The 25,272-nt window shown below is 33.5% G+C and carries 20 protein-coding genes; 1 reads left to right on the top strand and 19 read right to left on the bottom strand.

The window, feature by feature from the left end; translation table 11 throughout:
* Window positions 1-124: 124 nt before the first annotated feature.
* The 5 genes from JOE23_RS00205 to JOE23_RS00185 all read right to left on the bottom strand — a co-directional run bounded on the left by JOE23_RS00205 (window position 125) and on the right by JOE23_RS00185 (window position 5,159).
* Entirely contained in the window at window positions 125-901 is a 777-nt protein-coding gene (locus JOE23_RS00205) for a hypothetical protein (RefSeq protein WP_204435274.1), read from the bottom strand.
* Window positions 898-1,767 carry an ATP-binding cassette domain-containing protein gene (locus tag JOE23_RS00200; protein ID WP_204435273.1) on the bottom strand — a complete coding sequence of 290 codons (870 nt, stop codon included), beginning with the start codon at window positions 1,765-1,767 and terminating at the stop codon, window positions 898-900. The genes JOE23_RS00205 and JOE23_RS00200 overlap by 4 nt, the downstream gene beginning before the upstream one ends.
* Window positions 1,764-2,141 (bottom strand): GntR family transcriptional regulator, encoded by a 378-nt coding sequence (locus JOE23_RS00195; protein ID WP_204435272.1) that lies wholly within the window; start codon window positions 2,139-2,141, stop codon window positions 1,764-1,766. The genes JOE23_RS00200 and JOE23_RS00195 overlap by 4 nt, the downstream gene beginning before the upstream one ends.
* A gap of 587 nt (window positions 2,142-2,728) precedes the next feature.
* Window positions 2,729-3,862: a glycerate kinase gene (locus tag JOE23_RS00190; protein ID WP_204435271.1), complete on the bottom strand. Its 1,134-nt coding sequence runs from the start codon at window positions 3,860-3,862 to the stop codon at window positions 2,729-2,731.
* A 25-nt stretch (window positions 3,863-3,887) separates the two neighbouring features.
* Complete coding sequence (locus JOE23_RS00185; RefSeq protein WP_204435270.1) at window positions 3,888-5,159, bottom strand: GntP family permease; 1,272 nt, start codon at window positions 5,157-5,159, stop codon at window positions 3,888-3,890.
* Between the two features lie 265 nt (window positions 5,160-5,424).
* Here JOE23_RS00185 and JOE23_RS00180 point away from each other — a divergent pair, with 265 nt between their 5' ends.
* Window positions 5,425-6,519: a CdaR family transcriptional regulator gene (locus JOE23_RS00180; protein ID WP_204435269.1), complete on the top strand. Its 1,095-nt coding sequence runs from the start codon at window positions 5,425-5,427 to the stop codon at window positions 6,517-6,519.
* A gap of 456 nt (window positions 6,520-6,975) precedes the next feature.
* Here the strand turns inward: JOE23_RS00180 and JOE23_RS00175 are convergent, their stop codons facing one another.
* The 14 genes from JOE23_RS00175 to JOE23_RS00110 all read right to left on the bottom strand — a co-directional run bounded on the left by JOE23_RS00175 (window position 6,976) and on the right by JOE23_RS00110 (window position 25,253).
* On the bottom strand, window positions 6,976-7,641 hold the full coding sequence (locus JOE23_RS00175; protein WP_204435268.1) for a hypothetical protein: 666 nt from the start codon (window positions 7,639-7,641) through the stop codon (window positions 6,976-6,978).
* A gap of 152 nt (window positions 7,642-7,793) precedes the next feature.
* Entirely contained in the window at window positions 7,794-9,164 is a 1,371-nt protein-coding gene (locus tag JOE23_RS00170; RefSeq protein WP_204435267.1) for a zinc ribbon domain-containing protein, read from the bottom strand.
* A gap of 1,001 nt (window positions 9,165-10,165) precedes the next feature.
* A complete protein-coding gene (locus JOE23_RS18035) occupies window positions 10,166-12,313 on the bottom strand; it encodes a CDP-glycerol glycerophosphotransferase family protein (protein WP_204435266.1) in 2,148 nt (715 codons plus the stop codon).
* A 149-nt stretch (window positions 12,314-12,462) separates the two neighbouring features.
* Window positions 12,463-13,629 carry a nucleotide sugar dehydrogenase gene (locus JOE23_RS00160; RefSeq protein WP_204435265.1) on the bottom strand — a complete coding sequence of 389 codons (1,167 nt, stop codon included), beginning with the start codon at window positions 13,627-13,629 and terminating at the stop codon, window positions 12,463-12,465.
* A 14-nt stretch (window positions 13,630-13,643) separates the two neighbouring features.
* Window positions 13,644-14,654 carry an NAD-dependent epimerase gene (locus JOE23_RS00155; RefSeq protein ID WP_204435264.1) on the bottom strand — a complete coding sequence of 337 codons (1,011 nt, stop codon included), beginning with the start codon at window positions 14,652-14,654 and terminating at the stop codon, window positions 13,644-13,646.
* Between the two features lie 107 nt (window positions 14,655-14,761).
* A complete protein-coding gene (locus JOE23_RS00150; RefSeq protein ID WP_204435263.1) occupies window positions 14,762-16,198 on the bottom strand; it encodes an O-antigen ligase family protein in 1,437 nt (478 codons plus the stop codon).
* A 201-nt stretch (window positions 16,199-16,399) separates the two neighbouring features.
* Entirely contained in the window at window positions 16,400-17,416 is a 1,017-nt protein-coding gene (gene rfbB / locus JOE23_RS00145) for a dTDP-glucose 4,6-dehydratase (protein WP_204435262.1), read from the bottom strand.
* A 3-nt stretch (window positions 17,417-17,419) separates the two neighbouring features.
* On the bottom strand, window positions 17,420-18,304 hold the full coding sequence (gene rfbA / locus JOE23_RS00140) for a glucose-1-phosphate thymidylyltransferase RfbA (RefSeq protein WP_204435261.1): 885 nt from the start codon (window positions 18,302-18,304) through the stop codon (window positions 17,420-17,422).
* Window positions 18,305-18,316: 12 nt separating this feature from the next.
* Entirely contained in the window at window positions 18,317-19,615 is a 1,299-nt protein-coding gene (locus tag JOE23_RS00135; protein WP_204435260.1) for an oligosaccharide flippase family protein, read from the bottom strand.
* Between the two features lie 36 nt (window positions 19,616-19,651).
* The gene (gene rffA, locus JOE23_RS00130) at window positions 19,652-20,800 is read right to left on the bottom strand and encodes a dTDP-4-amino-4,6-dideoxygalactose transaminase (protein WP_204435259.1); all 1,149 of its coding nucleotides are present in this window, start codon (window positions 20,798-20,800) and stop codon (window positions 19,652-19,654) included.
* Window positions 20,797-21,480 carry a GNAT family N-acetyltransferase gene (locus JOE23_RS00125; RefSeq protein WP_204435258.1) on the bottom strand — a complete coding sequence of 228 codons (684 nt, stop codon included), beginning with the start codon at window positions 21,478-21,480 and terminating at the stop codon, window positions 20,797-20,799. The genes rffA and JOE23_RS00125 overlap by 4 nt, the downstream gene beginning before the upstream one ends.
* Before the next feature lie 30 nt (window positions 21,481-21,510).
* A complete protein-coding gene (locus JOE23_RS00120; protein ID WP_204435257.1) occupies window positions 21,511-22,572 on the bottom strand; it encodes a TDP-N-acetylfucosamine:lipid II N-acetylfucosaminyltransferase family protein in 1,062 nt (353 codons plus the stop codon).
* A 374-nt stretch (window positions 22,573-22,946) separates the two neighbouring features.
* Window positions 22,947-24,050 carry a glycosyltransferase gene (locus tag JOE23_RS00115; RefSeq protein WP_204435256.1) on the bottom strand — a complete coding sequence of 368 codons (1,104 nt, stop codon included), beginning with the start codon at window positions 24,048-24,050 and terminating at the stop codon, window positions 22,947-22,949.
* Between the two features lie 24 nt (window positions 24,051-24,074).
* Entirely contained in the window at window positions 24,075-25,253 is a 1,179-nt protein-coding gene (locus tag JOE23_RS00110) for a glycosyltransferase (protein WP_204435255.1), read from the bottom strand.
* Between the last annotated feature and the right edge of the window lie 19 nt (window positions 25,254-25,272).

Here is a 25,272-nt window from a genome sequence, read left to right as displayed (position 1 = left end):
AAATAGAAAAGACGTTAACAAAAGTCTACCCCTATTTTACAAACGCATGAAATGGAGAATTCCCTTCACCACGTCAAATAGTATAAAACCGAAAATCTGGTATCTTCAGCATTCATCTAGAATGTTAAATTTTTATCGTCATATTTTTTGTTAGTTGGCGAATTAACCAGGCTAATAATCCGATAATCAACACAATCCCCAATCCAGAAACGCCTGATGGTAGAAAGTCCATCGTAAGTGGCCCACTCGGTAGTGGTAAGTCAAGCGACACTCTAAATAATAAATCCTCTAATCTTATTAAAATAATAGATACAGCAATAGATAGCAGACCCACAATCATATGTTGGCGAAAACTTGCACTAATGAACCAACCCACTAAATAATAGATCAATGCGTGAATACTAAAAATGAAAATTGCTAGCCAAGGGTTGGTCTGTGGATCAACAAAAGGAGATATAATTGCTGATTGAACGATGTCACCAATAAAATCTCGTTCAGTATCTAATATTATTTCATTAATGGCCATTTCTTTTGTTGGTATAGCTAAATAACGGAAAATCAATTGTTCGACCTTTGTAACAAGCGTGGTCAAGATCGGCATCACCAACGATAATCCAAGCGTGGCAAGAAATGTCCCTTTATAGTAATCTCTTCTTGTCACACCTAATTCAATAAAATAAGGCAAAAAAGTAATGGCTATCATGCCAATAATCAGCATAAATATGTGACTGGCCACAAAGGTAGAATGGTAATAACTCTCAACCTCATTACCTTGAGTAGATGCGATGACTGTTTTAATGATTTGAATCACCAACATGACACCTAAAAAACCAAGCGCCCACATAAGTTGAGCAACAAATAGGTCTTTAGTTACTTTTAGGTAGATTAAAGGTTTCTTCATTGCTGTTCCTCCTCTGTTAAATGGATAAACAAATCTTGTAACGCCACTGGCCCTATTTCAAGCCCTTCACTTATAGCTAGCCGTTCCTCTGCCTCAGTAAGTTCTCCATAAAGCATAACCGATTTGGTATGCCCAAGTTGTTCGGTTCGGAGCGCGGTCTTGCCTTGAACAAATGAATCAACGGCATCTGCATCACCGGTAATGTTGACCCCTTTTTCAATAAGTGAGTGATAGTCCTCATGAAGTAAAATATTTCCTTCATGTATTAAAATAACGTCATCAAAAAGGTAATCCATTTCCGAAACGAGATGGGTGGATAAGATCACCATCCGTGGATGGTTTTCTTGATCTTTTAATAACGCTTTATAAAAAAGCTCACGCGCTGGTGCATCCATCCCAAGATATACTTCATCAAATATCGTGATTGGAGCGCGTGTTGCCAATCCTATCGTTACATTTAGAGCAGCTTGCATCCCTTTAGAAAGCTTACTAATCGGTTTGTTTACATCCAACTTGAAGGTCTTAATCAAAGCATCAGCATAGTCTCGATCAAATTGTGGACGATAACGTTCAATGTTGCTCAACATATCTTTAATATTGTCGGTCTCATCTTGATAGTCTTTATTATAAAGAAGCGCTACTTGTTGCATGATGTCAGCATTTTCAAAAGGAACTTCACCATTAATGGTAAGCTCACCTGAACTTGGTTTTATAAAGGAAGCAATAATCGATAACAACGATGTTTTGCCCGCACCATTTCTTCCAAGCAACCCATATATCTTTTTACTATCTAATTCAAAACTCACCTGTTTAAGCGCCTCATGCTTGCCATAAGTTAAAGATAACCGTTCTGCTTTGACATTCATTCTCTATCACGCCCTTTTACATATTTTATATAGCCAACAACTTCACTTTCTGTTATACCTAATTTATCTGCTTCGCGAACTAGCTTCCGAACATAATCATCAACAAAAGTTGCCTTCCTCTTTTCGATTAGTTTTTCTTTTGCTCCGGCTGTAACAAACATACCAATCCCCCTTTTTTTATACAAAATTTCTTCCTCAACCAATTGGTTGACGCCCTTTGTAACGGTCGCGTGATTTATTTTATAAAAGTTAACCAATTGATTAGTGGAAGGTGCTTGTTCCCCTTCCTTTAATTGATCGTTAATAATCTGATCTTCAATTTTCTCACGGATTTGCACATAGATCGGCTTATCTTGTTCAAAAGGTGCACTCATGTTTATCCCTTCAATCGTTTAGAGTTATCATTAAGTTATCCGGTAAATCGGTTATATACTTATGTATATAACTATAATAGACAAACGATTAGAAGTCAATGATTTTAGTAGGCGTTTTGAAGCAATAAAACGAAACTTCCATCAGTGAAGCATTGTCGTTCTCCTCCCACTGATTGCGGGTTCGTTGAGTGAATCAGAACATTAGCGTCTGTTGTCACTCATCTAAATAGATTTAGCTTTGTTCTCTCTTTTTGAGGTGGCTGGTTTACGGACGAGTATCTGTGATAAAACGGATAGGAGAAAGAAACTCAACAAACAAGGGTGGTGAACTATGATGAGAAATATCAAAACAAAGCATGCTTCATTTCCTTGTCATTCAAGTGAGGTTAATCCAATGAAACGGTTAAATGCAGAGCGATTACGTGATGGAATGGAAGAAAGAGTTAATAATAACCGATATTATCAAGGTAATTATTTTAGACTTTTTTGTGATTTTAAAAGGTGTTATGATCCATTTAAAAACGACATCGACGTGTTCACGCTATCGATGCCGTTATCTGACTTTTGCTTATCTGCAATATCAATAATCATTGGGATAACTTTAGTACCGCCATCACATTACGAGCCGTTCGCGTAAGATTCTCACTTCCACGTTGTAAGGCTTCCTCTAATGTTGTTAATTCTGGAATAATACTAAATACCGCATCAACACCGTGATCGTAAACGGATTCAAATCCACTATTAATACAACCAGAAAGCACAATAACAGGCTTGTGATACTTTTTGGCAACTTTACTTACCGCAATCGGTGTCTTGCCATAAATGGTTTGATGATTGATGCCACCTTCACCAGTAATGACTAAATCAGCTTGTTTAATCTTTGTTTCAAGATTTAACAATTCGACCATCAAATCGCCACCTCTTTTTAATTCGGCACCTAAAAACGCTAGTAATCCAGCACCTAAACCACCTGCAGCACCAGCCCCTGGCACTTGATCAACAGCTTTTCCTGTTACTGTTTCGATCACTTTGGCATAATGCGTTAAGTTCTGATCAAGCCGTTCAATTTGTTGTTCTGTCGCTCCTTTTTGCGGTCCATATATCGCTGAAGCACCTTGTGGACCTGTCAGTGGATTATCAACATCACACGCCACATTAAACGTGACATCTGGAATGCGTGGATGAAGCTGACTGAGATCAATCGTTGCCAGCTCACTCAAGCCACCACCGGTTGGAACAATAGGCTCACCTGCTTTATTTAACAGTTGCCCTCCTAAAGCGACAACCATTCCAGCACCACCGTCATTGGTTGCACTACCACCAATACCGAGTAATATTTCTTCAACACCAGCATCAAGTGCATCTTTAATTAATTCCCCAACACCATATGTCGTTGTTTCTTCTGGATTTCTTTCAGCGACTGTTAATTTATCTAAACCGCTTGCAGCTGCCATTTCAATAACAGCGACTTTACCATCACCCGACAAACCGTAAAACGCTTCAACTGGGGCTTGTCTTGGTCCTTGGACAGTTAACTGTTTTAATGTACCCCCTGTCGCATCAACAAGCGATTGAACGGTTCCTTCACCACCATCTGCCATTGGCACTTTTGTAATCGTTGTCGTTTGATCAATTGCTAAAATACCTTGCTCAATCGCAGTCGCCGCTTGGTAAGCGGTTAAACTTTCTTTAAACGAGTCAGGTGCAATAACGATATGCATTTGATTCATCCCCCTTTTTAATCTATTAACCTATGCCCATCACGCCATAAAGTAGAATCGATATAAGCATAAGTACGAAACCAATTAATGATTCATAAGGCACAAGCTTTAAACGTTCTTTAAAGCCCATTAATACACTACCACCCGTTGCATGGAAAAAGCTCCCGTGTGGTAAATGATCGAGAACGGTTGCCCCAGTATGAACCATCGCAGCACCGCCAAGTGCACTAAACCCTGAATCTAGTAACGGTTGACTAAAGACTGAACTCGCGACAATCGCTCCTGATGTTGTCGAAGCAGTTGCAGCTGACATTAACACCCCTGATAATGGGGCAAGTAAGAAAATCGGTAAACCTAATGTTGAGACCCCGTCTATTAATAATGTACCTAATGTTGAATGTTGAATAATACCAGCAATTGTTCCCGTACCAATAAGTAGAATCGCAACGTTAGACATCTTCTGCAAGCCAAATTGCGCCTGTCCTAAAATGCCCTTAACTTTTCCCATCACCAACGAACCAACTAAACCACCGATAGGCAATGCAATCATCGGATCGATTATCACATTAAATAATGGTCGTAACGATAACAACAGTACAGCAACAAGTGGCGCCGTCATCGCACGAAAGAAGCTCGGTAGTTGCTTATTCGCTTGATCATTATTTTTTAAATCGCTATCTGAGATTTTAACACCTTTGTTGGTTAATCGCTTTGCAATAAAATAAGTAACAAATAATCCAACTAAACCGGGAATCACACCCGCAAGCATAACCGAAGTAAGCGGGGCATCAAACGCTTCTGAAATAGCAATCGTATTAGGATTAGGTGACATCACATTTCCAGCCTTGCCACCCCCAATCATCGCTAGTAATATCGCTGTTTTACTAATATTTGCTTTCTTTGCGATAACTAAAGCGATCGGTGCAACGGTAATGACCGCAATATCAATAAACACACCAACAGCTGTTAATAGTAGCGTAGCCAATCCTAAAGCAAACAAGGCACGCGTTTCACCAATTTTTTCAATAATCGTTTGCGCAATTGATTCAGCAGCACCAGTCGTAATTAAAACACCAGCCAATATCCCAGCGGCTAGTATTCTTAAAATAGCTGTCATCATACCTTGCGCGCCACCTATCATTAACTCAACGGTCTCCGGTAACGAAGCACCTCCAACTAATCCGCCTACTAAAGCACCAATAATTAAACCATATACAGGTGGGGTTTTTAGAAAAATCAAGCCAATCGCAACAAGTAGCCCCACGATAGCTCCTAATGCGCCAATTTCAACACCCATCGTTGTCATCCTCCTCATCATGTAAACGTTTACTACAATGCTAAGTTTACAATATCCTTGCATTCAATAGATATATTTTCTATACTGATATTTGTGAATAATAACACAATATTTTAGGTACCCAGAACAAATAGCTAGTATTTATAACTTTTCATATATCTATTGAGCCTATAAGATTGAACGCGCTTACGCTTTTTCATTGACGAATCAACTTAAGTGATGATAAATGAGATGGAGAACAAAAGCAGCAAAGGGGGGAACGCAGATGAACGTTAGTGTAACATTAGCACAAGAAATTGTTGAACAAATGAAGCAAATTATTAATCAAGAAGTTAATTATATGAATCAAAAAGGGATCATTATTGCCAGTACTGACCCAGATAGAATCGGTAATTTTCATGGCGGGGCCAAAACAGTCATTGAAACCGATCAAAATCTTATTATTGAATATGATCAACAGTTCACCGGTACAAAAAAGGGGATTAATATTCCTGTTAGAATGGAAACCGAGACCATTGGCGTTATTGGCATTACTGGTGAAAAAGAAGAAGTCGAGAAATATGGGGAAATTATTAAGAAAATGACAGAGATCTTAATAAAGGAAAATTATTTAAATACGTTATCTTTCCAAAAACGTGAACAGGACCGGCTATTAATCGAAACACTACGGCAACATAAGCAGTGGGATGAACAGACAAAAACACAACTCAGCTTACTTGACTTTGATCGATCACTCAATTATACCTGTGTCGTTGGCAAACCTTCATCGTATTTCTGTAATCAAGAACATGTCTATCATGGGCTCGACCATTATTTTACCAATAATCAGTCGTGCCATTATACGGTATTACAAGATACTGTATATCTATTATTTAAAACCGATCTTGTGACGACCGTAACTCGTGAACTTAATAAATTAAATCATTTCCTGTTTCAAGAATTAAAATTAAACTATCACTTTGGTATAAGCCCAATGAAAAACGCCGCTGTCACGATTTATCAACACTTTAAGCAAGCAGAGCATGCCTCAGCATGGGCATTAGTAGAAGCTCAAACAATCGTCCTTTATCAAGACATGGATCTAGGCCTGCTCGTCACAACAATGAAAACAGAAGCAAAAACGGCATTTGTCGATAAGGTTCTCGGATCTATACCAGAAAAGGAACGTGAAACACTTAAAGAGATTTTATTAACCTATGGAGCGAACAACAAAAGTATTAACAAAAGCTGTGAAACTTTATTTATTCATAAAAATACTTTCCAATATCGACTCAATAAACTGAAAGACTATACTGGCTACGACCCTAAAGATATAAACGACTATGTAAAACTGTATTTAGCCTTTATTTTGGATGACTAGAGGGATTATGCGTTATCGGAGTCATTAACTATCACTATTAAATATATAATCGGTTGTCACTTATAATCCTTCACCGTTTGCACTTAGTTGAAATAGTCATTTGACCAATTGAACATTTTGTTGTTTGATTCTATCAAAAATGACGTTGGTGTGTAAAACCAACGTCATCTGTTTTGATAAAACGAACCTGCAATCAGGACATTAGTGCCCGTTTTCACCCACCTCTACCGATTTGCTCTACTCTCTATTTTGAGGGAGGTGTTTTACGGTTGGTTATCTGCGATAATAGAAAAACGGTTAAATATTATAATTAAAAAATTCCACGAATCATTTGTTTTGCTATAGAAACTTGATTAATGCGTAGCTGCGACTCATCCAAATGAGAATCCACTTTTAACACTGCTTAGCCATATGAACAGGAGACGTAATAATAGCACCAGACAAAATATCAAGATACTATTGCTGATTTAGTGTAATACCAGCACCTGTTAGGGTTAACTCAATTGATTTTTCGTCACCTTCAGTATTATGATATAATATGAATCCCAAATCATTGACAATAGGTATATTAAGCTCTCTAAACGATTCACTTATTACATCGCCTGTTATAGTGATATGCTGACCGTTTTCTGCGTTGTAAGTCAGTTCTTCAAATTCATCTATATAAAACACCGTATAATCTCTAGTTGATCCCTCGTCATCTTTAGCTACAGAGAACGAGATCGTAGAACTTAACTGATTACCACCTTGTGATTCCAATACTAGTTCGACATTTCCTCTTCGACTAATTTCTACAGTAATTTTTTCTTGGTAATCGTTAGCATGCGTTTCATACGCTCCCCAAGTTCCTTGAAGTGGATGTGATCCCCAAAAAATAAAAAATCCAAGTCCAACAATTGCAAAAGCAATGATTAAAAAAGATACTTTCTTGTTTGTTTTAATGAGGTTAATGATATTATTAAGTGAACGCTTGTTGTTTTCTGGTGTAAATGTTTCTTGACTAGAAAATTCAGCTTGATCTACCTGCTCTGCAATGAATTGATCACCACATTCAATACAGAAATCATTTTCTATTGCTTGTTTTAAACCACACGCCTTACAGTACTTTTGCTCGTCTTCCATGTTCAATCTCCTATTAAAATGCTTCATATTATTTAACTTCATGCATTAATGTTCCTGTTGTCATTTATCGTTACTTTTGTTTTCCATTTCGTCTAAGTCTAGCGTCTATACAACGAGAACTTTACGCGCTCGCTTTACTTTTTTGTGATTACCTAATCAATAAGATCAGCTGATTTTAATTTTAAAATTTGGTCTTCATCATCATAGACCATGATCGCCTCAAATGTTAATGTTTGCGTATAATCATCTTGACTAGCTCCATAATAATGACGTGTTTCAACATCTAATTCATAAATGACAGCATAATCATAGATATCAAGTTGCTCAAATTCTTGAATACTAGCTGTATAATTAACGCTTTGTACTTCTTCGTCATCATTATATCGATCGGCTGTATTATTAAATGTCTGGTATAAACTGTTATCACGACCATCTACAAGTAGAGCCTGTATATCCGATAATCTAGAATCCGTCTCCCCCCAACTTATTAAGTAGCCTACATCTCGATAAAGTGCATTCAATGTGGATTGAGCAGATTCAACATTGGCAAGTTCAAATAAGATATGATAATCATCCTGATATTCTGTCACATGGATAGGTTCAGATGCCAGGGTTTCTGATTCGTACGCTTTCTTCAATTGAAGTAAACTATTATCATTTAACGGCAAAGGTCCAAATTGCCCCTCTCCATCTGATAATTTGCCAATTTCAACGTCATCTAGATAAACCGTCGCATCTTCTATATCCGATGTGACTGAAAAAAGAATGCTTCTTAAAGGAATGGTTACTAAATAAGTATCAGAACTCGATAAAATATCTTCTGTCTTCACATTTTCTAAGGGGATATCTGAATCAACAGCAGCGCTAAATTGGTAACGCCCTGGCGCAACAGGACCCACAGAAACCAAGTCATCAGCATAATAAATACCCGCTTCTTCATCATTAATTGCAATGACGGCTCCATCAATTGATGATTCAATGGCTAAGTAAACAGGATTCATCACTAATTGATAGCGATCAAACAAGCCAAAATGCGAGCCTTCCTGTTCTATGTATAGCTCATTACTTGAATTAAATGCATCATTTCTATTCCTCATTCGTTCAACTAAACGACTTAAATACTCATTATTATCATTTAAATAATCCATATAAGGTGCAATAGATTCTTCCGTCACCTCAAAACTCGGATCATATGTGACAAGCTGCTTAACCAAATCACTTGACTCTCGATTTTGTATTGATGCTATAAGTCTATCAATTTGAGCATCCTCTGCGTAATAGTTGTCCAACATTCGATAACTGATAAAGAGTAATAAGATCAAAGAAAGGACAGCACTAATAATCAACTTATTTCTTTTAGACATCGGCGATTTTGGCTGGGGTGGTGGCGTTACACTTTGTTTTTTCGTTATCTCCCCACTTTCTTGTTCCCTTTCCACTTGCACTTGAGTTAGGGGAACACCACACTTGTTACAGAACTTTCCCTTATGTTCATTTTTTGAACCGCATTTTTTACAATACACTAAAATCCCCCTCTAATTTACATCAACATATTTTTACAAAAACAACTAAAATACTTGTTTTTTCGACAATGTTCATTTATTATATATCTGTTTGGTATACCAATCAATACTACTAAGACTATTTTATTATTTATAAAGCTTTTATTCGATGTCTATTGATGCGATACCCTTTCAGTGATTACTGTCACTGTAATTCACCAATTATGCCATATTATTTACTACCATATGACAACTATTTTGCCACTTAGCGCCAGGCTGTTTGCCACTACAAACCTCCTATATAATTAGTGAGCACACTTATGGTGTGACACTTTTTATAGGATGTTTTTGTTTGATTCATTATCTAAGGATTCTAGAATTGCACCATGAGAGAACCAGTGGAAGAGAGATTGCCTCAAGTATGTTATATTTTTCCAAAAAGCAACAAAAGTCTTTGAATTGGCTGAAAAAAAAGGATTTGGATGCCCCTTGGAGGACGAAATGCCGGATCAATTGAGGAATTTCTCTTTCCTGAAAAGACTATAGAGGGAGCTGGAAGGCGACCTGTGAACGTTGATTATATTCATGAAGAGTTAGTGAAGCCCAATGTGACACTTTCACTTCTTCACCATAATTATGAAGCTGAATGTGATACCAACCAAAGGGTTCCCTATTCCTATCGTAGTTTTGCACGCTACTACAGTAAGTAGGCGGATAAAACGAACCTTCAATCAGTTGGAGTTTTCGTTCTTCGCACACTGATTGAAGGTTCGTTATATTAAGTCTTGAATATCCAGTAGCATTCTAATATCATGAGAGTATGACAAGTGCGTTCCCTCCTGGATTGGTTTTCGTCGACTTTAATTCTACAGGGAAACGCACTTGTTTTCTATCTATATAATAGAAAAGACGCCAGTGAATTTTGATCCTGGTTTCACATAATCATGAAATGAGGATTTCTCTTCACCAACATCAAATATTATACAACCATTAGATAAAGGAGCCTAAACTATATTTGGTATTTACCTATCTAAGTCAAACACTTCTTTAACAACAGTTTCAGAAGATGTCCCGTTTTCTAATGAGCAGAACTTGTTATAGAACTCCTCTTCTTTCTTACCAAATTGATAACCCTCTTTATCAATTCGTTTAATATAATCAATAATTTCCTCGGTTTTTTTAACAAGTGGCCCTGGTGCTTTCTTTTCAAAATCAAAGTAGAAACCTCTTAAATTATCGCGATAATCTTCAATATCATAGACAAAAAATAACATGGGGCGCTTTAAGTTTGCGTAATCAAAGAATACAGAAGAATAATCGGTAATTAATATATCTGACAACAGATAGAGCTCACGTATATCTTCATAATGTGAAAAGTCATAAACAAAACCTTCATATGAGGAGATATCCAGATTTTCTGCTATGAGATAATGCATTCTTAACAAGATAATATACTGATCACTCAAGCTTTCTTGCATCTGATCGAGATCAAATTCGAGATTAAACTTATATTTACCTTTAGCATAAAATTGATTATCTCTCCAAGTCGGAGCATATAATATAATCTTTTTATCTTTAGGCAAGTTGTTTTTATCTTTTAGCTTATTGATCATTGACGTATTATTATGATTAACAAGGATATCATTTCTCGGATAACCAGATTCAATCATTGTTTTATCAAATTGGAAAGCACGCCTGAAAATTTCAGTAGAATAGGGATTTGGTGAAATTAAGTAATCCCATTTTGACACTGCTCTCATAAAGTTCGCTCGATATCGCTCTGAATTTGTACCAGGCATTTGAACTTCATCAATATCTATCCCTAACCTTTTTAATGGTGTACCGTGCCATGTTTGAAGATAAATAGTCCGTTTAGGTTTTTTGATCCATAGCGGCATCCGAGCGTTTACCACCCAATAGCGTGCCCTTGTCATCTGAATCAGCCATTTAACAGAAAAACGTCTAATATAGTTAAGGTTTTTTCCTTTAAACTTATACACATTTCTACGGTCTGCACTCCAATACATTTTATATTCTGGATGATGCTCAAGCATATATTCATAAATCGCTCTTGGATTATCACTATATTGCTTACCCATAAAACTCTCAAACACAATCACCTTATTTTTAGTATTAGGAAGCATACCAATAAAATTAAATACGCTCTTATATAATCTTAAAAGAGATTTACTTCTTCTAACTCTGGTCCATTCTCTCTGAATATTTCGTTTCAACTCTCTAATCAGACTATATCTTGTAATACTCAAAGATAAGTAATGTGCTCTTTTCGTTTTCCTAAGTAAGAATTTAACTTTATCGTTATCCAATTTAGAAATTAAGCGCTTAGGTATATTGGTTTGATGCGAACACTTTACTCTAATACTCCTAATTACTTCCTGATCTCCATTAACCTTATATTCTAAATCAATATAGAAGCTAAAATAAATATTTTTTAATAGATCTTTATTAAAATACTTAACAGGATCAAATTCACCCCTAAAACCATTAATGGTATTATTAATTTTTAGATGATCATTGACGTTTAAATGGATATCTCTTCTTTTTTCTGGATCTAGTGGCACATTAATCTCATCTTCATTCAAATTATTTTTAACAACTAACCGCATACCTCCAAAAGTGTATTCATCTTCTTGATATAGTGGAGGAAAGTTGATTAACCCAGATAGCGAGACTTTCCCATTGTTGTCTAACATTAGTTTGTCGATCTCTGCAAAGAGTTTGTAATCATTGTACCTGAAAGAAAGATTCCCTTTACCCGTTGTATAGGGATAAAATAGCTTCTTTTCTTTTTCTAAACTTAATGCTAAGTATCGATAATGTTTGAAATCACTTTTTATTCTTTTTCTTTTAATATTTTCTTGGTCTTCTTCAATCACAAAAAACAAATCAAAGATATGGTTATTAAAAATATGCTTAGCTGAGTCTTCTATCTGATCTGGGTCTAAGATGAATTCAAATAGTTTGAATGAATTCTCTTCTCCAATAACATTCGGTAAAATAACTGTTTCTGAACCATCATTACGACAAATTAATATGAAATAGTGATGGGCATCAATTGCCTTTTCCTTAATCGGTACTTTTATTCGATAACCATTATTTTTCTGTGAAATTTCGAATATTTCCGCATGATTCCATTTTTGTGAATTCATTTTTATGCTCCTTGATTTTTACTATTTTCCGTTCTTATTGTACCAAACCTTTGCTTACTATTCACATTAAATATTAAATTATTACTGATTTAAAGTTAAACATCAAATAGCTCACACCCATTAATCAGGTATGAGCTATTAATACTCTATTAATCACGACTAAACAAGTCCCTCGTATAAACTTTATCTGTAACATCTTTTATATCTTCAGTTAATCGATTAGTAACAATCACGTCAGATAACTGCTTAAATTCATCAAGGTCTTTGATAACACGCGAGTGATAAAACATATCTTTTTGTAAGACAGGCTCATAAACGACAACTTCAATTCCTTTAGCTTTCAAGCGTTTCATCACACCTTGAATCGCTGATTGTCTAAAGTTGTCGGAGTCTGTTTTCATCGTTAAACGATAAATACCAACGATTTCAGGTTGTCTAGCAATAATGCTATCGGCAATATGGTCTTTACGCGTACGGTTAGCATCAACAATGGCACCGATAATATTATTTGGCACATCCTGATAGTTCGCTAACAATTGTTTCGTATCTTTCGGTAGGCAATAACCACCATAACCAAATGAGGGATTATTGTAATGGGTACCAATCCTTGGATCAAGACCAATCCCTTCAATAATCTGTTTTGTATTTAAACCACGCACCTCTGCATAGGTATCTAATTCATTAAAGAATGAAACGCGTAACGCTAAGTATGTATTTGCAAACAGTTTAATCGCTTCTGCTTCTGTTGAGTCAGTGAATAAAACTTCGATGTTCTCCTTAATCGCACCTTCGACTAATAGATCAGCAAATACCTTAGCACGCTGAGATTGTTCACCAACGACAATACGTGATGGATGTAAATTATCATAAAGCGCTTGTCCTTCACGTAAAAATTCAGGTGAGAAAATGATATTTTCTGTTTTAAATTTTGCTCTAACTTCTAAGGTATAACCCACTGGAACCGTTGATTTAATCACCATCGTTGCCTGTGGATTAATATCAATCACATCCTGAATCACGTGTTCAACCGTACTTGTATCAAAAAAATTTTTCTTCTCGTCATAATTTGTTGGTGTTGAGATAATGATATAATCTGCACCTTGATAAGCTTCTGATGCATTCGTTGTTGCTGTTAAATTCAATTCTTTATTCGTTAGAAAGTCTTCAATCTCTGCATCAACAATCGGCGATTGCTTTTTAGTAATCATATCTACTTTTTCTTGCACAATATCGAATGCAACCACTTGATGATGTTGTGCTAAAAGAACAGCATTAGATAAGCCTACATACCCTGTTCCTGCTACTGCAATTTTCATTCGGTACACCTTCCTTAAGTGTTATGGTAGTATTCCATATACCAATCAACAAACTGCTTTAAGCCTTGATCAATCGTTGTCGTTGGTTTAAAACTTGTTGCTTTTTGTAATGGTTCAATATCAGCATACGTTGCTTTGACATCACCAGGCTGCATCGGTAAAAATTCTTTCTTCGCTGTCATTCCAAGATGTTTTTCAAGTGTTTCAATAAAGTTCATCAACTTGACGGGTTGATTATTGCCAATATTATACAAACGATACGGCGCATAGCTTGCACTTGGTTTTGGATGTTCACGGTCAAAATCCGGATTAGCTTTTGGCGGCTGATCAATTAGCTTTACAATCCCATCGACAATATCATCAACATAAGTAAAATCACGCATCATCTCACCATTATTAAAGATTTTTATCGCCTCACCGGCCAAGATCTTTTTCGTAAACGAAAAGTAAGCCATATCCGGTCTTCCCATCGGTCCATAAACGGTAAAGAAACGAAGTCCAGTCGTCGGTATATTATACAAATGACTATATGTATGTGCCATCAGTTCATTAGATTTCTTCGTCGCCGCATATAAACTAACCGGATGATTGACTTCATCATCCGTCGAGAACGGCATCTTCACATTGGCACCGTAGACTGAACTTGAAGATGCATAAATCAAGTTCTTCACTTGATAGTGTCGAGCCGCTTCAAGGATGTTGACAAAACCAACGACATTGGATTCAGCATAAACATGTGGGTTTTCTAAACTATAACGCACACCGGCCTGGGCCGCAAGATTGATAATAACATCGATATCATCATTTTCAAACACTTGATTTAAAGCTTGTCGATCTTCCAAACCCGCTTCATAAAAAACAAAGTCTTGATACGAAGCAAGCAACGCAAGTCGATCCCGCTTTAATTGAACATCATAATAATCATTGACATTATCATAGCCAATGACACGATGACCGTTATCTAATAATTTTTTTGAAAGGTGCATGCCGATAAAACCGGCAGCGCCTGTGACTAATATATTCATACACTAACTCCTTTGTTGTAAATTATCTAAAAAATGACGGTAATTATTTGAGCAAACCTGTTCACCATATTTTAGAGGTGAGTACAAGTCTTAAATAAAAAACAGATTTAAACTTCAAATTTTTTTGAAGCATATGCCATCCCAATCAACAACCAAATATAAACAACATCCAAATGCACACCGATATTTGGAGTCGTTTGATCCATTGCATACCATTGGAAACCATTTCCGGTTATAGTCCACTGAATAAGTATCACCATCAATACTATGCCTGAAATATTCCTATTCAAATTTTTTATAAAAAGACTTCTTATTTTAATGCCTCTAATTATAAGATAGTGATACAATAAAGACCCTATTACACCTATTTGCATAGAGAGATACAAAAATGAGTTATGAGATGAATTCCAGCCTATTTCTTCAAATAAATAAATCCCAAAACCATTTCCAGTTATTATAAAATTATTTTCTTTAATATAGTTTATGGAATCATACCATATAGTTTCTCTCGCACCTACATTAAGGCCACTGGAAGTTTCAAACAATCTTTGAAAAGTTGAAAAAGAAGAATTTCGTAATATAAAATCCATATCAAAGAAACTAAAAATGACTAAAGTCAAAATAGCAATTATCATAGAAGCTGTTATTTTTTTATTTGTACGTGGTAATTGACAATAAAATATGAACAGACCAATTATTAGTGCCATGAAAGATGTTCTTGAACCTGAAGATAATAATAAGTATAAAGAAAAGACAAGAGATACAAGATAAAACACTTCAAATCTGTTGTAATTTTTTTTAAAAAAATACAGAAGAAATACTGACAAAAAAACAGAAATTAATAGAAGTGGTGCTTCGTAATTCGGATTCTCATAAATCCCTCCCGAAGACCTGATGGACTCACTTGCAAGTAAAGTTCTATTAAGAATATAATTTACAATATTATAAAAGAATAAAGAGAAGACAATATATTCATATATAATGAGCATGTCTTTTTTCTTATTTGCTATATTTATAGTTAACAAACACACTATAAACGGTATAATAAGTGCGTATATTATACTATTTATTGTTATATAAATATCTTTTGAATTAAGCAATGAAATGATCGATATTATTAATATACCATTAAATACAACTACAGTTTTATAATCTATTCTGACAGTTTGCTTAAAAGAATTTAGTATGCGAATAACTAAAATTAAAACAGCTATAAAAGTATAATTAAGTAAAAAAGGATATATAATAATCGCCCAAGTATTACCTGTATAACTTATCCAATTTTGAATAGGAAGACCTATGAAAAAGAGAAATAAAATATAATAATTATTTTTCTTAGATGCAATTTCAAATATTGTCCATAATAAAAATAAATTACTAAGCCCGTAAAAACTTGTGGCTAAGGTTGAGTTTGCTTTAAAATCTATAACATCTAGTAATATGAACAATACTAGAATGACTACTGATACTCCAATGTTAATAATAGTATTTGGTGTGAGCCTTGGTAAGAACATTTTTTTATAAGGTTTAATCTTTTTTTCCATATATAAATAACTCCTCAAAAGGTTAAAAGTTTCTTATTTCTTAAACAAAGCTGAAACTGATATACATGTAATCTAAATGATCATCAATTAGCTATATAAATTTTAATATAATAATTAAAAAATAATCAATATACATAAGAGACAATATTGGTTTCTCACTTTACATGCATTCAACACATCTTTGCAAAAAAGAAACCCAAATTAGAAATGGATCTTGTATTGTTTTTCGAAATATGTTTGATATTCTCCAGAAATAATTTCCTTCCACCATTTTTCGTTATCCAAATACCATTTAATAGTTTGTGATATCCCTGTTTCAAAATTATATTCGGGTCTCCATCCAAGTTTCTTCAATTTAGTCGAATCAATTGCATACCTTTTATCATGTCCTAACCGATCTTGAACAAACTGAATCAACTCTTCTGATTTTCCTAATTCTTTTATTATAGTCTTAACAATATCAAGATTCGTTCGCTCATTATGCCCTCCCACATTATATACATCACCAATTACCCCCTGATGCATAACTAAATCAATTGCAGCACAATGATCATATACATGTAACCAATCTCTAACGTTTTCTCCTGTACCATATACAGGTACCTTTTCATCATTTAGAGCGCGTGATATAGTTAACGGAATTAACTTTTCCGGAAAATGATAAGGGCCATAGTTATTTGAGCAGCGGGTGATATTTATAGGTAAATTATACGTTTCATGATAAGCTCTTACCAACAGATCAGAAGAAGCCTTACTCGCACTGTATGGACTGTTCGGTTGTAAATGAGTTTCTTCTGTAAAAAAAGTATCCGGATCAAAATCCAGTTCACCATATACCTCATCAGTGGATATATGAACAAATTTTGTTATTGATGCATTTTTAGCTGCATCTAAAAGTATCTGTGTTCCTCTTACATTAGTTTGTATAAAGATACCTGGATCGGCAATTGATCGATCAACATGACTCTCCGCGGCAAAATGTATGACGTAATCAAAGTGATTTTTATTAAATAAATCTATAATTACCTCGTGATCAGAAATATCCGCTTTTATAAAATGGTAATTATTATTCTTCTCAATTTCTTTATGCTTTGTTAAATCTCCTGCGTAAGTTAAATAGTCTAAGTTAAATATCTCATACTGCGGGTACTTATTTAACATGTAATGAACAAAATTACCGCCAATAAAACCTGCTCCTCCAGTAATAAGAACTTTCACGTTCTATACCCCCTTGTCGTTATTTGCACTACCAATTTCATTCAAGTATTGACCATATTCAGTTTTCATTAATGGTTTAGCCAACTTATTTAATTGTTCTCTATCAATATATCCTTTAAGAAAAGCAATCTCTTCTATGCAAGCAATATAGAGACCTTGACGTTTTTGAACTACCTCCACAAAATTAGAGGCTTCTAGAAGTGATTCATGTGTTCCTGTATCTAACCAGGCTAACCCTCGCCCTGCAAGCTCAACATTTAGGGTACCTCTGTTAAGATAGTGATTAATGACTGAGGTAATTTCTTTCTCTCCTCTAGCGGATGGTTTTACTTGCTTTGCAACATCAACTACACTATTATCAAAGAAATAAAGACCTGGAACTGCATATGAAGATTTCGGTTTAGCAGGCTTTTCCTCAATCGAAATAGCCTTTAAGTCTTCGTCAACCTCTACAACACCATAAGATCTAGGGTCTTTTACGAAACACCCAAAGATAGTTGCTCCTTCTTCTAGTTTCGCTGCTTCCATAAGACGGTTACCAAAGTTTGAACCGTAAAAGATATTATCTCCTAAAACAAGAGCAACCGGAGAATCACCAATAAATGTTTCGCCGATAATAAACGCTTCTGCTAACCCATTTGGTTTTTCTTGTACAGTATATTTAAATGACATACCTATATCACTACCGTCACCCAAGAGTTCCTCAAAAACTTTAACGTCTCTTGGCGTCGATATAATTAAAACTTCTTTTATACCCGCTAACATTAAAACTGATAATGGGTAGTAAATCATCGGCTTGTCATATACTGGGAGTATTTGCTTTGATACTGCTTTTGTTAATGGATAAAGGCGTGTTCCAGATCCGCCCGCTAATATAATTCCTTTCATTTTATCATGCTCCTATTCAATATGCTTGTCCCTAACTTTTATTTCCCTCTTTAGAATAATCTGAATAATAGCAAATAAACTTACATAACTTAGTGTACTTATAATCGCAAATATAGTTAATGTATAAAAAGGTTTTAAATTCAATGAATATGCAACAACAAAGACAGCTACAATCATGATTAATCTTGTAATGTTAATAATTAAACCAATGTTTTGTTTCTCAATAACCTCTAATATACGACCTATCGGCAATATTATAAAATGAGCATATGCAACAAATGACAATATTCGAGCATATTCACCTGCAGTATACCAGTTATCCCCATACACAATACTAAATAACCAAGGACCAAATATAACAAAGGCAAGTAATGGAACTAAACCAATAAGAGCTAATTTTATTGAAAGGCTTAGTGACAGTTTTTTTATTTTTTTAGGATTACTTTTACCGATACTAGCAACTTCTGAATAAAAAACTTGTGAAACTGATTTTGCCAATAGGCTAATTGGTAAATTAACAATTGAATTTGCTAATCCATAAAATCCTGCTATTGCTGTATCAAAAAACGCAGTTAATATAATTATGGGTGCTTGAACCCCAGCAGTATATATATAATTGCTAGGCGCTGAATATAGTGGAAACTTAACATATCGAACTGCTAACTTCTTCATTTCTCTTATTTTGATCGCATGTATAAATACTTTCCTTTTTTTTATTAGTGGGGAAGAAAGACGTGTAATTCCACCACTTTGTCCTACTATATGTCCTAAAATTAATCCTGAGGGGCCGAAACCAATTAAACCTAAACTAATTTTCCCAATAGCTGACGTTATGCTTCTGATGATGTGTGTAATAGTGATTATTTTAAATTCTTTTATACGTAATGACCATTGCAAAACAATATTATGTAAACCTAAGAATAAAACCCCCAAGGGAATAAAGTACATATACTTAATTAACACTTCACTATTCAGTAAGCTAATCAAATATTCTCCCCATAAAAACAAGACGACTAGCAGACTTAGAGTAAAGATTAATAATACAGCCAATGATATGGTCAATAGATTAACTGCCGAACTATCATCTTTAGCAATTGGAATTGCTTTTTGATAATCTAAAGAAGAGCTAATGCTTAAGATCGTTAATACTGAAATATATACAGATAGCACACCATATTCATTTGGTGGATAAATTCTTGTAATTATTGGAGATGTTAGAATAGAAAGAACTTGTGCAAATGCTGTACCACTTATAATTAACATAATATTTTTAATGAATTTATTTTCTAACAATTCGGCTAATTTCTTCACTTAATCCTACTCCTAATCTAGTACTACTCAGTAGACTTAATCAATGCTGATTTTGTTAATAAAAAACTCCTTTATAGATAAAACCACTTCAAGAATGTCTGTCTCACTAATATTATAATACATTGGTAATCTTAACAATCTCTCGCTATGACTAGTCGTATACGAATCTTCATTTAAAAAGACTCCGAATTTACTTCCTGCCGCTGCTGAGTGCAAGGGGATATAATGAAATGCCGTTTGTATGCTTTTAGATTTTAGATATTCTATCAATTCCGCTCTTTGATTAATATCTCGACACTTTATATAGAACATATGAGCATTATGTTCACAACTTTTTGGTATAGTCGGTAACTCTATTAAATTTTTTGTCTCAAGCTCTTGTAACCCTTCATAATAGATATGCCAACTACGAAGACGATCATCATTAATTTTATTCGCTACTTGTAATTGAGCAAATAAAAAAGCTGCATTTAATTCACTAGGAAGATATGAGCTACCTAAATCTACCCATGTATACTTATCTATTTGACCACGAACAAACTTGCTACGGTTTGTCCCCTTCTCTCGGATAATCTCAGCGCGCTCAAAAAATTTTTCATTTTGGATTAGTATCGCTCCGCCTTCCCCCATTGTATAATTTTTTGTGTCATGAAAACTAAAGCATCCAATATCCCCTATCGTACCTAATGCTTTTCCTTTATAGGTAGACATTACACCTTGTGCAGCATCTTCTATAACATATATACCGTACTTATCTGCTAAGCTCATAATAACATCCATTTCGCAAGCTATACCTGCGTAATGTACTGGAATAATTGCTTTTGTCTTATCTGTAATGGCTGCTTCAATTAAATTCTCATCAATATTCATGGTATCTGGTCTTATATCAACAAAAATTATTTTTGCACCACGTAATACAAAAGCATTAACTGTTGATACAAATGTATATGATGGTGCAATCACTTCATCTCCTGGCTTAATATCTATAAGCATAGCTGCCATCTCCAAGGCATGAGTACACGAAGTCGTTAAAAGTGCTTTGGGCGTTTTAAAAGTATGCTCAAACCATTCATTGCAACACTTAGTATATTTCCCATCCCCACTAAATTTATTATTTAAGTTAATTATTTCATTAATATATTTCAATTCCTTTCCAGTTACTGGTGGTTTGTTAAATGGAATCATTTTAATTCTCCTTTAATATAGTAATACCAGTGATCAATACTTTTAATTTGAAAACCATATTTAATATAAGCGTTAATGGCATTTGTATTTCTCCCCTGAGTTGATACCCGAATATATTCAATTGAAGAATCAACAGCTAATCTATCAATATAACTTAGTAAAGATTGAGATATGCCCTGTCCTCTATAATCCGGAAACACACCCAACAGTCCTATATCAATACAGTTTTTGTTTATCTTATACGTTACGAAAGCTGCCAGCTTACCATTTACATAAAAACCTATACATTCATCATCCATTTTTCCAGATGAACTGTTAACTAGCCATTGATAATAAAATTCATTCACTTTTTTATGTGAAAACACATTAAATCTGCTATTTCCCCCATATAGTTGAAAGAAATATTCTTTATAAGGTTTAAGTTCAGATGCTAATAGCGGCTTAAATTGTGAAAAATCTATTTTTAATTCTTCATTTCTCTTTATAAAAGTAATTTTACTTTCTTGAAATTTAAAGTTATTGTCTTCTAACTCATGGATAAAGGTTAAATCACTTACATTCGGTAGAGCTTGAATTAAAAAATTTTTATCCATCACTTGATCAAATTCTAAAGTCTCAATTTTAGTTAGGTGAAAAATATCAATTCCCCAAAAAACAGAGTCCCATTGCATTTTTTTCATAAAAATCCATTCTTTCTAAGTAATATTTTTTTAAGATAAGAAAATTTTCTTCCAATCGCTAACCAATTTTTCCTTTGAGAACTGTTCTTTCATTAATTTATGATTTTTCTCTATATCAGTGGTAGAGATAGGTTCCAAGACATCCTTAAAATCATTATTTGCACTATATACAACCAGTCCATGGTCCTCACAGAAACTCCAAGTAGTAATTTCCTCACGAATGTAAACTTTCTTTCCTAGACTCAATAGAGTTGAGATATTACCTAAACCTCTCTGTCTTCTATGATTAAAGATAGCAACATCTACTTTTCCTAATAAGTTAAGATAGTCTTCATAGAGCATAAATTCTAATATTGGTAAAAATCGACCTTCTCCGAATATTTCCATTCCTTTATCAATAACTTCATTTACATATTCTTGTTTTCCAGAATATGATAACGGGCAAATAATTTCAATGTTTTCATTTTTAAATTTAGCCAATTTCTCAAAAACTTCAATATGTTCATTTGTGGAATCAGCAGAATTACCAACCTGAATGTATATCCTTCCTTCCTCTTTGTTTATTTTATTTAAATCGATCTCTTTGTATAAATTACTTGGATATATAAAGGAGTAGTAATAATTCCCCTTAGCTCCATACCATTTCTTAGCTAGCTCGTAATCACCGTACAGGTGAGTAATCAAACCACCGATATTTCTTATTATGCCTTTTCTAAATATTTCTTTTATCTTAGCTTGAAAAGACTTGTCTCTATAGTGATATTGATAAAGATCTCCTCCCCATATTATCCAGTTACACTTTTGCAGTTGCTTTTGTTGACATGAGAGAATTGCTAAAGAGTATTTACTTAAATTTAATCCATGAAAATAAACTTTCTCCGCTTTCCTTATTTCTTTTAATAAACCGATTGCGCCTTTAAAATTAGCAGATATTGTATTAAAGCGTTTTAACTCTGCACTTAACTTTTGTTCTTTACTTACCTGTATTAAAAATCTGTGCTCTTTAGTATCAAAATTATCTTTTATAAATGCAATAAATGGTGACGAAAACTTTTGATTTTCATCACCTGAAAATACATGGAGATATTTCATCTTACACCTCGTCGACAGTTATATAATTTATACTTATATAATATAAAAGAGATTGAGAGTTCTTTAAAAACTTCTGCACACACTTCTATCACTACAGTTTTTTATTTTTTTATATAAGCATCTGAAAGTGCTACTAATAAAGGATAACATAAGCCATAGAGAGAGTATTAACCAAACTACAATTGTTTTAATGTAAATTTTTTTAATTCTAATTGAATTGAATGTAAACAAAATAATTACAATAGCTCCTAATAACCAATTTAGATAAAATATTGAATTACCCCTCATGACTGAAGATGAAATTATTGCTAATAACAATATACTAAACAATATATACTTAGTGTTTTTATCATTTGTTTGTTCATTCATCTATTTCAAACTCTCCCAAGTTCTTTTGCATATTTTTTAACAACATATTCACTAGAAAATCTTCGACCTGATTCTTTTATTTTATTTATATCCCATGTTTTATTCAGAGCTTTATTTATTTTTGTAGAAAGATCGGTAGTGTTTAGGTATTCTGATAAATAGCCATTAATATCATCTATTATTATCTCAGAAGGTCCCGATGGACAATCAAATGCCACTACAGGAGTACCAAGTGATATAGATTCTATTAACACGTTTGGAAATCCCTCAAATAATGAAGACAGCACAGTGAGGTTCGTATTTAAATAATATCGTTTTATATCATTGCTAAAACCAGTAAATATTACTGAATCTTCCATGCCTAATTTTTTTATTTCTTTCTTTAATGAACTTTCAAGAGGTCCATCACCTACAATCCTTAAAGTTAAATCTGGTATAGTTTTAAGTGACATTTGAAAGGCTTCTATTAAATAACTCAACCCTTTTTGTTCCACTAATCTTCCTACAAAAAGAATCTCTTTTCCATTCTGTGATTCACTTATCGTTTCTAATTTTAAATTTGTCTTCTCTTCAAATATTTGATTAACAGGGTTATTAATAACAACTACTTTTTCTTTAGGGAAATTGTAATTAGATACCAAATCTTCTTTCATTCCAATTGATTGCGCTATAACCATATCTACATTTTTATATAACTTTTTAATTATTATATTAACAATATACTTATGCCAAAGAGATTTTTCTTTTTTAGATTTCATTGATAAGGTGTTTATATTTCTAGAAACCACTTTAAGCTCATTCCTCATAAAAAACTTTAATATCATTAATATTATAGCTAATTGATGATTAAACACTAGAATTTTTTGGGGACATTCTTTTTTACAGTATTTATAAATAGAAAAAATAGCTTTTCTACTGTGATTTTTATTCAAATTCTTAAATGTAACCTTATCATTTAAGTGTTTTTTATAGTCATTATCTTTCAATCCTAAAACCACTAACCTTACATCATAACCCAAGTTAATTAACCCATTAACAATAGTGACACACACTCTTTCTGCCCCTCCACCACCTAATGAACTAATAAAAATATCAATCCGCTCACTCATATTTACACCTACTCTACTAGACATTTAATTAACGAGTTTATTTTTAGAACTCAATTCATTTTTCCATTGTTCTAAAATGATTTTCTTTGAAAACTGCTCTGCCTTCTCTTTACATTTTTTTTTCATCTCATGGAGTGAATTTTTATCATTGTGATACATATCAATTAGACTACACATACTTCTTATTAAAAAAAATAATTCTTTCTCATAACTATTTTTGTAAGAGGATTTCTTAGGGAATATAAAACCATATTTAGTTAATTCTATATTGCTGTTATCATAATCCGGAACATCCATGAGCTCTTTCGGTCCTGATAAACAATTTTTGCTGATTATGGGGATACCAAGAGCTATTGATTCTAACAATACATTAGGAAAACCTTCAAATTCAGAATTTAAAATGAACATATTGGATTTATATATGTATTTAAACGGATTTTCTATATTTCCTAACAAAAAAACTTCATTTTCTAAATTTAATTTGAAAATAGTTTTTTTAATTTTCTTTTCTAAACCACCACTTCCGATTATAACCATTTTATAATCAGGGTATTCCTTTTTAATTTCAGAAAATGCCTCAATCAATTGTATTTGGGCTTTTTGAGGTATTAATGATCCTACATTTATAATAACAGGGTTTTTAAAAATTTGAGCATGAGCAGGATTTATCTTTTCTGTCTTCAACTTATCCACATTTTCTAAATCAATAATATTATAAATAACCTTTATTTTTTCAGCTTCTATATTAAAGTTCCTAATTAGATCTTCTTTCGATTCATTAGAATTAACAATTATTTTATCAGCTTTAGGATAATATTTTTTTATTAAGTGCATCCTATAAACATATTTAAAATGAGCATATCTTTCTGATAGATAATTCCTCACAGATATTATAACTTTGTGATTAGTTTTTTGTGCAACTCTTATATTTATAATGTTACTTCTTTCCAAAAAAGATACTACTATATCTTTATTACTAAACTTAGTTATTAATTGATTGATACTTTTATTATCTTTGTAAGGGCGTAAATATAATTTAATAATCTTTGAATTCATAGTTTCACAAGGAGTTTTATTATTCAATTTGTACTTTACTTCATCCTCTAAAAGGATTACTTTATCAAAAATACCATTGTTAATTAAATAAGTTGCTTGGCGTTCCGCACCACCGTATACCATGTTATCTATTATTAAATATTTCAAATCAAATCATCCTTATCCA

It is taken from the genome of Amphibacillus cookii (genome assembly GCF_016908375.1).
In the GTDB taxonomy this organism is placed as follows: Bacteria; Bacillota; Bacilli; order Bacillales; family Amphibacillaceae; genus Amphibacillus_C; species Amphibacillus_C cookii.
This window is presented reverse-complemented; position numbering and strand designations above follow the sequence as displayed.